Genomic DNA, 8,460 nt, shown 5'->3' with positions numbered 1-8,460 from the left:
GCGGCGTCACCGTGACCTGAACCCTTTTCCTCCGCTGCAGTTTCCAGGGATATTTCAGGCTATCCACTGGTTTCCACAAGGGCCGAAATCAGCCGCGTATGGGCCGCGTGCCAGGTCCCTCGTACCGGCGGGCCGCATGCCGACCGGCCGCATGCCGACCCCTCGTACCCGCGGCCGGGTGCCGCCCCCGTGTCAGCCGCGCCCCATCGCCGAGGCCAGCTCGATCTCGATGACCACCCGGGAGGGATTGGGCGACGGCGTCCGGTCGTAGCGCTCGGCGTACCGTCGCTCAGCGTCCGCGATCCGACCGGGGTCCGCGGACACCGTCGCGCGCCCCTCCAGCGTCGCCCAGCGCCGCCGGTCCACCTGGCAGACGGCCGCCGGCACCCCGTCGGGGCCCGCGGCCAGCACGTTCCGCACCTTCGCGCTCGACTTGTCGGCTATCACCCGAGCCAGACCGGCCTCCGGATCGTATGTAACCCCGACCGGCACCACGTGCGGCGTGCCGTCGGGACGGAGGGTCGTCAGAGTGCACAGGTGGCGTTCCCGCCAGAAGCTGAGGTACGAGTCGTCGGGGGAGCGCGGATCCACGGGATACGAGGCCATGGACCGGAACCTAGCCGCTGCCCCGCCCGCACGTCGCCCTGCCCCTCCCCAGGAGCTTCTTGAGTGGAATAGACTCAACTTTGTGTACGTTGGTTGGGTCAGCCAACGCGGGAGCGCCAAGCACAAGCACAAGCACTAGCTCGGGCCCGAGCCCGAGCCCGAACAGAAACACACGAGCAGAAGCAGAAGCAGGCTCATGAGGAGGAGAACGCGAAAGTGGACGCCGAGCTGACCAACAGGAGCCGGGACGCGATCAACGCGGCCAGCAACAGGGCCGTGTCCGAGGGCCACCCGGATCTGACCCCCGCGCACCTGCTGCTCGCGCTGCTCGAGGGGCAGGAGAACGAGAACATCACCGACCTGCTGGCCGCCGTCGACGCCGACCAGGCCGCCGTACGGGCCGGCACCGAGCGCGTACTGAGCGCGCTGCCCAGCGTGACCGGTTCCACCGTCGCGCCGCCCCAGCCCAACCGCGAGCTGCTCGCCGTCATCGCCGACGCAGCGGAGCGGGCCAAGGAGCTGGGCGACGAGTACCTCTCCACGGAGCACCTGCTCATCGGCATCGCCGCGAAGGGCGGCCAGACCGGCGACGTACTCTCCCAGCAGGGCGCCAGTGCGAAGAAGCTGCTGGAGGCGTTCCAGAAGAGCAGGGGAGGGCGCCGGGTGACGACCGCGGATCCCGAGGGCCAGTACAAGGCACTCGAAAAGTTCGGTACGGATTTCACCGCAGCCGCGCGGGAAGGAAAACTCGATCCCGTCATCGGGCGGGACCAGGAGATCCGCCGGGTCGTGCAGGTGCTGTCCCGCCGTACCAAGAACAACCCCGTCCTCATCGGCGAGCCCGGCGTCGGCAAGACCGCCGTCGTCGAGGGGCTCGCCCAGCGCATCGTCAAGGGCGACGTCCCGGAGTCCCTCAAGAACAAGCGGCTCGTCGCACTCGACCTCGGTGCCATGGTCGCGGGCGCCAAGTACCGCGGTGAGTTCGAGGAGCGCCTGAAGACCGTCCTGGCCGAGATCAAGGACTCCGACGGGCAGATCGTCACCTTCATCGACGAACTGCACACCGTCGTGGGCGCGGGCGCCGGCGGCGACTCCGCCATGGACGCCGGCAACATGCTGAAGCCCATGCTCGCGCGCGGTGAGCTGCGCATGGTGGGCGCGACGACCCTCGACGAGTACCGCGAGCGGATCGAGAAGGACCCGGCGCTGGAGCGCCGCTTCCAGCAGGTGCTGGTCGCCGAGCCGTCCGTCGAGGACACCATCGCGATCCTGCGCGGCCTCAAGGGCCGGTACGAGGCCCACCACAAGGTGCAGATCGCGGACAGCGCGCTGGTGGCCGCGGCGACCCTCTCCGACCGGTACATCACCTCCCGTTTCCTGCCCGACAAGGCCATCGACCTCGTCGACGAGGCCGCGTCCCGGCTGCGTATGGAGATCGACTCGTCGCCCCTCGAGATCGACGAGCTCCAGCGCTCCGTCGACCGGCTGAAGATGGAGGAGCTGGCGCTCGAGAAGGAGACCGACCCGGCCTCGAAGCAGCGCCTGGAGAAACTGCGCCGCGACCTCGCCGACAAGGAGGAGGAGCTGCGCGGCCTCACCGCCCGCTGGGAGAAGGAGAAGGAGTCCCTCAACCGGGTCGGTGGGCTGAAGGAGAAGCTCGACGAACTGCGCGGCCAGGCCGAACGGGCCCAGCGCGACGGCGACTTCGACACCGCCTCCAAGCTGCTGTACGGCGAGATCCCCGCCCTGGAACGCGACTTGGAGGAAGCCTCCGAGGCAGAGGAGGAGGCCGCCAAGGACACGATGGTGAAGGAGGAGGTCGGCCCCGACGACATCGCGGACGTCGTCGGCTCCTGGACGGGCATCCCCGCCGGGCGGCTCCTCGAAGGCGAGACGCAGAAACTCCTGCGCATGGAGGAGGAGTTGGGTCGGCGCCTGATCGGCCAGACGGAGGCCGTGCAGGCGGTCTCCGACGCCGTACGCCGCACGCGTGCGGGAATCGCCGACCCGGACCGCCCGACCGGCTCGTTCCTCTTCCTCGGCCCGACCGGTGTCGGCAAGACCGAACTCGCCAAGGCCCTCGCGGACTTCCTCTTCGACGACGAGCGGGCGATGGTCCGCATCGACATGAGCGAGTACGGCGAGAAGCACACCGTCGCCCGGCTGGTGGGCGCCCCGCCCGGCTACATCGGCTACGAGGAGGGCGGCCAGCTGACGGAGGCGGTCCGCCGTCGCCCGTACAGCGTCATCCTGCTCGACGAGGTCGAGAAGGCACACCCCGAGGTCTTCGACGTCCTGCTGCAGGTGCTGGACGACGGGCGCCTGACGGACGGTCAGGGCCGCACGGTCGACTTCCGCAACACCATCCTCGTCCTCACCTCGAACCTGGGCAGCCAGTTCCTGGTGGACCCGATCACCAGCGAGGAGGAGAAGAAGGAGCAGGTCCTGGAGATCGTCCGCGCCTCCTTCAAACCGGAGTTCCTCAACCGGCTCGACGACCTGGTGGTCTTCTCGGCGCTGCACAAGGAGCAGCTGGAGCGGATCGCCCGGCTCCAGGTCGACCGGCTCGCGAAGCGTCTCGCCGAGCGCCGGCTCACCCTGGAGGTCACCGACGAGGCGCTGGCCTGGCTCGCCGACGAGGGCAACGATCCCGCGTACGGTGCCCGCCCGCTGCGCCGCCTCGTCCAGACCGCCATCGGCGACCGCCTCGCCAAGGAGATCCTCGCGGGCGAGGTCAAGGACGGCGACACGGTCCGGGTGGACTCGTTCGGGGACGGGCTGATCGTGGGGCCGGCGAGCGGAAAGACGCTGTAACCGCGGTGAGGCGAGCCGTCTCCAGGGGCACGTGACCGTCCGTCCGACGTTCGCGGTGTTGAGTGGCCGGAGAGATGGGAAACGCTGGCGAGGGCATTTCTCGGCGCGTGGCGCGAGAGCCTCGGTCTGGATGGCCTGATCTGGCAGCCTCGCAGGTCAGTGGGTGATTCACTGCCCGCTGGGGTCGTGGGGGGACGGGGATTCTCCTGAGGCCACCGGACTACTGGCCGCCGATCACGGCTAGGGTCGAAGTCAGGCAACTACATGCAATCCTCAGGAGTATCCACCGATGTCTATCGACCCGTCCTCGATTCCGAACTTCGGGGGCCAGCCCGAGCCGAACCCCGGCGGACCGGCGGGCCCCGTCGTCCCGGATCAGGACCTTGTGAAGCAGCTCCTGGACCAGATGGAGCTGAAGTATGTCGTCGACGACGAGGGTGACCTCGCGGCGCCGTGGGAGCAGTTCCGTACGTATTTCATGTTCCGTGGCGAGGGGGACCAGCAGGTCTTCTCGGTGCGGACGTTCTACGACCGGCCGCACGAGATCGACATCAAGCCCCAGCTGCTGGAGTCGATCGACGACTGGAACCGGCGCACGCTCTGGCCCAAGGTCTACAGCCACACGCACGACGACGGCACCGTCCGCCTCATCGGCGAGGCGCAGATGCTGATCGGCACCGGCGTCAGCCTGGAGCACTTCGTGTCGTCGACGGTCAGCTGGGTGCGGGCCGCCATCGAGTTCGACAAGTGGCTCGTGGAGCAGCTCGGCCTGGAGCAGGAGATCAACGAGGCGGAGAAGCCGGACGAGGAGTAGTCCTCTCGCAGGGGCACGAAGCCCACAGGGCGCAGAAAGCCCACAGGGCACACAGGACTCGCAGAGCTCACTGAGCTCAAGGGGCCCGTGGAGCTGGAGAGCTCACAGGGGCTTGTGGGCGATCACGACCAGATACGCCCCGTACGCGAACGAGAGCCCGGCCAGGGCGCCGACCACCAGCGTCGCGTGCCGAGGCCGGGCTTTCGCCGTCCGCGCCAGCGCGACCGCCAGCGGCAGCAGCAGCGGGAAGGCCGGCAGCAGGAACCGCGGCTTGGACTCGAAGAAGCCGGAGCCGCCGACCGCGATGAGCAGGAGCGCGCCCGCGTAGACGAGCAGCGGCAGCGGCGCGCGGTCCGCGACCAGCAGGCCGTACAGCAGCATGCCCGCCGCCACGATCACCATCGCCATCGGGAAGACGAGCAGGTCGCCCCGCAGGAGCAGGTGCTTGATGAAGCGCAGCGACTCGTATCCGAAGTCGAAGCGTGAGCCCCACAGCCGCTGCACCTCGAAGTACCCGCCGAGCAGATCCCCCTTCCGGTGTCCCACCCACAGCACGTACGCCCCCCACCCGGCGGGCGCGAGCGCCGCGCCCGTCCACAGCCTGTGGGAAACCTTTCCGCGCCGCCGCCAGACCTCGTACGCGGCCCCCGCGAGCACCGCCGCCGCCACGGCGAACCCGTTCGGCCGAGCCAGCCCCGCGCCCGCCGCGAGCGCGCCCGCCCACAGCCAGCGGCCGCTGAGCACGGCATACAGCGACCAGGCGGCGAAGGCGGTGAGGACCGGCTCCGTGTAGGCCATCGACAGCACGACGGAGTGGGGCAGTAGACCCCACAGGAGTACGAGGGCGGTGCCGACGGCGTGATCGTGCAGCCGGACGCCGATCGCGTAGAGCCCGCAGGCGGCGACCGCGGCGGCCGTCCACGAGATCAGCAGACCCGCGCCGGGTCCGTCGATCGGGGTGAGCTCGGTGACGGCCCGGATCAGACCCGGGTACAGCGGGAAGAACGCCAGGTCGCTGTAGGCGACGGCGTCGCGGAAGTGCACGGTGTGCCCGTAGCCGTCGGCGGCGATCCGCAGATACCACTCCGAGTCCCAGGACTGCCCGAGCAGGGCGACCGGATGCCGGCCGGTCGCCCACGCGGCCATGGCCAGCGCCGTGACGCCCAGCAGCCGGGCGGTGGCGAAAAGCCCGAGGGCGACACCCATCGCCGCCACCAGGGGCGCACGCGGACGGGCAGGGCCCTCGGTGGCGGGTTCCGTGACAGTGGGGGGCGCGAGGGTACTGACGTGGGTCACACCCGAACATTGCGGGCAAGTGAGGGCATTTGCGAGCCTTACACGGCCGAGCGGGTGCGGATTCCTCCGCGCTTCCACCGCTCCGGCGCGTCGCCGTGACAGAGGCGGGCGCGGATTCCGGGCCGGCGAGCGACTGGAGCCCTCGGCCTGCGAGTGCCCGAAGCTCTCGGCTGCGAGTGCCCCGAGCCCTCGGCCGGCGAGCACCCGGAGCCCTCAGCCGGCGAGTGCCGTGAGGCGTTTCACCGCTTCGTCCAGCACCGAGGTCTGCTTGCAGAACGCGAACCGCACGAAGGGCGCCCCGGCCTCGCGGTGGTCGTAGAAGACGGCGTTCGGGATCGCGACGACGCCGGCCCGCTCCGGCAGCGCCCGGCAGAACGCGAAGCCGTCGCTCTCGCCGAGGGGGCGGATGTCGGTGGTGACGAAGTACGTCCCGGCCGGCCGGAACACCTTGAAGCCTGCCTGCGCGAGCCCCGCGCTCAGCAGGTCCCGCTTGGTCAGCATGTCCGCGCGGAACGCCTCGAAGTACGTGTCGGGCAGCGCCAGCGCCTCGGCGACCGCGTACTGGAACGGCCCGGAGGCCACGTACGTCAGGAACTGCTTCGCCGAGCGCACCGCCGCCACCAGCGCGGGCGCCGACGTCACCCAGCCGACCTTCCAGCCGGTGAACGAGAAGCTCTTCCCCGCGCTGCCGATGGTGACCGTGCGCTCGCGCATGCCGGGCAGGGTGGCGAGGGGGATGTGCTCGGCCTCGTCGAAGACCAGGTGCTCGTACACCTCGTCGGTGACCACGATCAGGTCCCGCTCGACGGCCAGCGCGGCGATCGCGGTGAGCTCCTCGCGGGTGAGGACCGTGCCGGTCGGGTTGTGCGGGGTGTTGATCAGCAGCAGCCGGGTGTTGTCCGTGACCGCGTCGCGCAGCTCGTCCAGATCCAGCCGGAAGCGTCGATGCGCGACTCCGTCGCGGGTTCCCTCGTGCGGGCGCAATGTGACCGGCACGCGCGTGCCGCCCGCCATGGCGATGCAGGCCGCGTACGAGTCGTAGTACGGCTCCAGGGCGATCACCTCGTCGCCCGGTTCGACGAGGGCGAGCAGGGCGGCGGCGATGGCCTCCGTGGCGCCCGCGGTGACCAGGACCTCGGTGTCGGGGTCGTAGGCCAGGCCGTACCGGTGCTCCTGGTGCGCGGTGATGGCCGTACGCAGCTCGGGGACGCCCGGGCCCGGCGGGTACTGGTTGCCCCGGCCGTCGCGCAGCGCCCGTACCGCCGCCTCGCGGACCTCCTCCGGGCCGTCCGTGTCGGGGAAGCCCTGGCCGAGGTTGATCGAGCCGGTGCTCAGGGCCAGGGCGGACATCTCGGCGAAGATCGTCGTCCCGAACTCGGCGAGGCGGCGGTTGAGAAGAGGGCGGCGGAAGCTGGAGGTCATGCCGGCCATCCTGCGCTCAACCTCTGGAGTTGCTCAACTCTGCTTTGGCTTGCGAGACGCGGGGGCATCCCACCTTCACGCAAGAGGCACAACAAGAGGCACAGCAAGAGGCACAAGCAAGTACACGCGAGAAGCAGGGCCCACGGGGGGCCGCTGCGGGGGAACGGAAGGAGGGTGGCGCCATGGCTGTAGGCATCATCTTGGCGATAGTCGCAGTGGGGCTCTTTTTCGCCATCAGCAACACGAGGAGGCGCGCGCGCACGCGTGGTCGCTCCAGCAGCTGGTGGGCAGGCAGCGGGGGCGGTTCAGGGTCCTCCGGCGGAGCGTCCTGTTCATCGGGGAGCTCTTCGTGCGGCGGCGGGTCGTCCTGCGGGGGCGGTGGGGGATGCGGCGGAGGCAGCTGACACGGGGCAGCTGAGCTCCGGAGGGGGAACCGTATCCGGACCGTCCGGCACCACGAGCGCCCGCCGGGAGTCATCTCCCGGCGGGCGCTTCACCGTTGCGGGGCAGGGGGAGTGTTCAGGGGCGTGAAGGCGCACGTGTGAACGAACGGCGCACTACCTCGTTGAACAGTTGAGCTGTGGAGCCCTCTGAGGGATGAAAACCCTACGAAGTTGGGTAAAAACGCTGTGGCGGACGCGCCGTTCATGATTTCTTCGTAATCGCCGACGCAGACCCCGGAACTTCCTTCTGACCTGGCCGACCGGGCCGAAATCTCCCGGCGCCGACCGGGGTGCGACCGACCAATCCCACCCTTTGCGTGCAGCGGAGCCGACCCATGCTCACGACCCTCAACACCGCCTACACCGACACGCGCGCGGCCGACCTCGCCTGGGCCCTGGGACGCGAACCACTGCCCGCGCTCGCCACGCTCGACCTTGAACTGGCCGACACGAAGCTTCAGTTGAGACTGCTCGGCGCGTCCCATCAAGTGCTCCTGGAGGAGGAGCGGGGTAGCTGCTCGGAGACCGTCGCCTGTATCGCGGGCAGCAGCTCACCGCTGCCGCTCGGTGTCGCCAAGCGAGTGGGCGACTGGGAGTACGAGTTCGCTGCGCGCGTCGAGACCCTCTCGCGGGGCTCGTTCGCGGGGCGCGCGCAGGAGTTGCTCGCGCTGGTCGCGGACCATCCGAACGGGTTGGCCGGGGTCTTCCCCGGTAGTCCGCACGCGTTCACCGCGATGCTCGCGCAGCGGCATGAGGGGCAGATGCACTGGCGTACGTGGCACGCGTATCCGCAGGACGGGCAGTTGGTCGCGACGCGTACGCGGGTCGGGGTGCGGGTGGCCGCGCCGGCGTAAGCGGTTGCCTCCGGCGGTTGGGCGGTTGGGTTGTTTTTTGGGTGCGGGTGAGTGGGGGTTGGTCGCGCAGTTCCCCGCGCCCCTGAAGGGGCGCTCCACCAGGGGCGCGGGGAACTGCGCGACCAGCCCTCACGACCCGCACATCTCAACCCGACTCAACCCGACCGGGCGAAGCGCTCACTGGGCGTACCCGCACTGGCCAAAGTATGCG

6 protein-coding genes are annotated in these 8,460 nt (G+C 69.9%); 3 read left to right on the top strand and 3 right to left on the bottom strand.

Features of this window, described 5'->3' with window-relative positions:
• Window positions 1-192: 192 nt before the first annotated feature.
• Window positions 193-606, bottom strand: a complete 414-nt coding sequence (locus tag ACTWQR_RS31380; protein ID WP_443230583.1) for a pyridoxamine 5'-phosphate oxidase family protein — start codon at window positions 604-606, stop codon at window positions 193-195.
• 216 nt (window positions 607-822) lie between these two features.
• On the opposite strand from ACTWQR_RS31380, the gene clpB reads away from it, so the two are divergent.
• Both clpB and ACTWQR_RS31370 read left to right on the top strand, forming a co-directional pair.
• Window positions 823-3,420: an ATP-dependent chaperone ClpB gene (gene clpB / locus ACTWQR_RS31375; RefSeq protein ID WP_443230582.1), complete on the top strand. Its 2,598-nt coding sequence runs from the start codon at window positions 823-825 to the stop codon at window positions 3,418-3,420.
• 289 nt (window positions 3,421-3,709) lie between these two features.
• Window positions 3,710-4,234, top strand: coding sequence for a YbjN domain-containing protein (locus ACTWQR_RS31370; RefSeq protein ID WP_443230581.1), 525 nt, complete (start codon window positions 3,710-3,712; stop codon window positions 4,232-4,234).
• A gap of 102 nt (window positions 4,235-4,336) precedes the next feature.
• Here the strand turns inward: ACTWQR_RS31370 and ACTWQR_RS31365 are convergent, their stop codons facing one another.
• Together ACTWQR_RS31365 and ACTWQR_RS31360 are read right to left on the bottom strand one after the other, a co-directional pair.
• Complete coding sequence (locus tag ACTWQR_RS31365) at window positions 4,337-5,530, bottom strand: hypothetical protein (RefSeq protein WP_443230580.1); 1,194 nt, start codon at window positions 5,528-5,530, stop codon at window positions 4,337-4,339.
• A gap of 213 nt (window positions 5,531-5,743) precedes the next feature.
• On the bottom strand, window positions 5,744-6,961 hold the full coding sequence (locus ACTWQR_RS31360; RefSeq protein WP_443230579.1) for a pyridoxal phosphate-dependent aminotransferase: 1,218 nt from the start codon (window positions 6,959-6,961) through the stop codon (window positions 5,744-5,746).
• 769 nt (window positions 6,962-7,730) lie between these two features.
• On the opposite strand from ACTWQR_RS31360, the gene ACTWQR_RS31355 reads away from it, so the two are divergent.
• The gene (locus ACTWQR_RS31355; RefSeq protein WP_443230578.1) at window positions 7,731-8,249 is read left to right on the top strand and encodes a DUF2617 family protein; all 519 of its coding nucleotides are present in this window, start codon (window positions 7,731-7,733) and stop codon (window positions 8,247-8,249) included.
• Window positions 8,250-8,460 lie beyond the last annotated feature (211 nt).

The organism is Streptomyces sp. 2A115, assembly GCF_052245575.1.
Classification (GTDB): Bacteria; Actinomycetota; Actinomycetes; order Streptomycetales; family Streptomycetaceae; genus Streptomyces.
This window is presented reverse-complemented; position numbering and strand designations above follow the sequence as displayed.

Coding starts and splice junctions, on each gene's coding strand:
- ACTWQR_RS31380 (WP_443230583.1), bottom strand. CDS start 606: ATGGCCTCGTATCCCGTGGATCCGCGCTCCCCCGACGACTCGTACCTC.
- ACTWQR_RS31370 (WP_443230581.1), top strand. CDS start 3,710: ATGTCTATCGACCCGTCCTCGATTCCGAACTTCGGGGGCCAGCCCGAG.
- ACTWQR_RS31360 (WP_443230579.1), bottom strand. CDS start 6,961: ATGGCCGGCATGACCTCCAGCTTCCGCCGCCCTCTTCTCAACCGCCGC.
- ACTWQR_RS31355 (WP_443230578.1), top strand. CDS start 7,731: ATGCTCACGACCCTCAACACCGCCTACACCGACACGCGCGCGGCCGAC.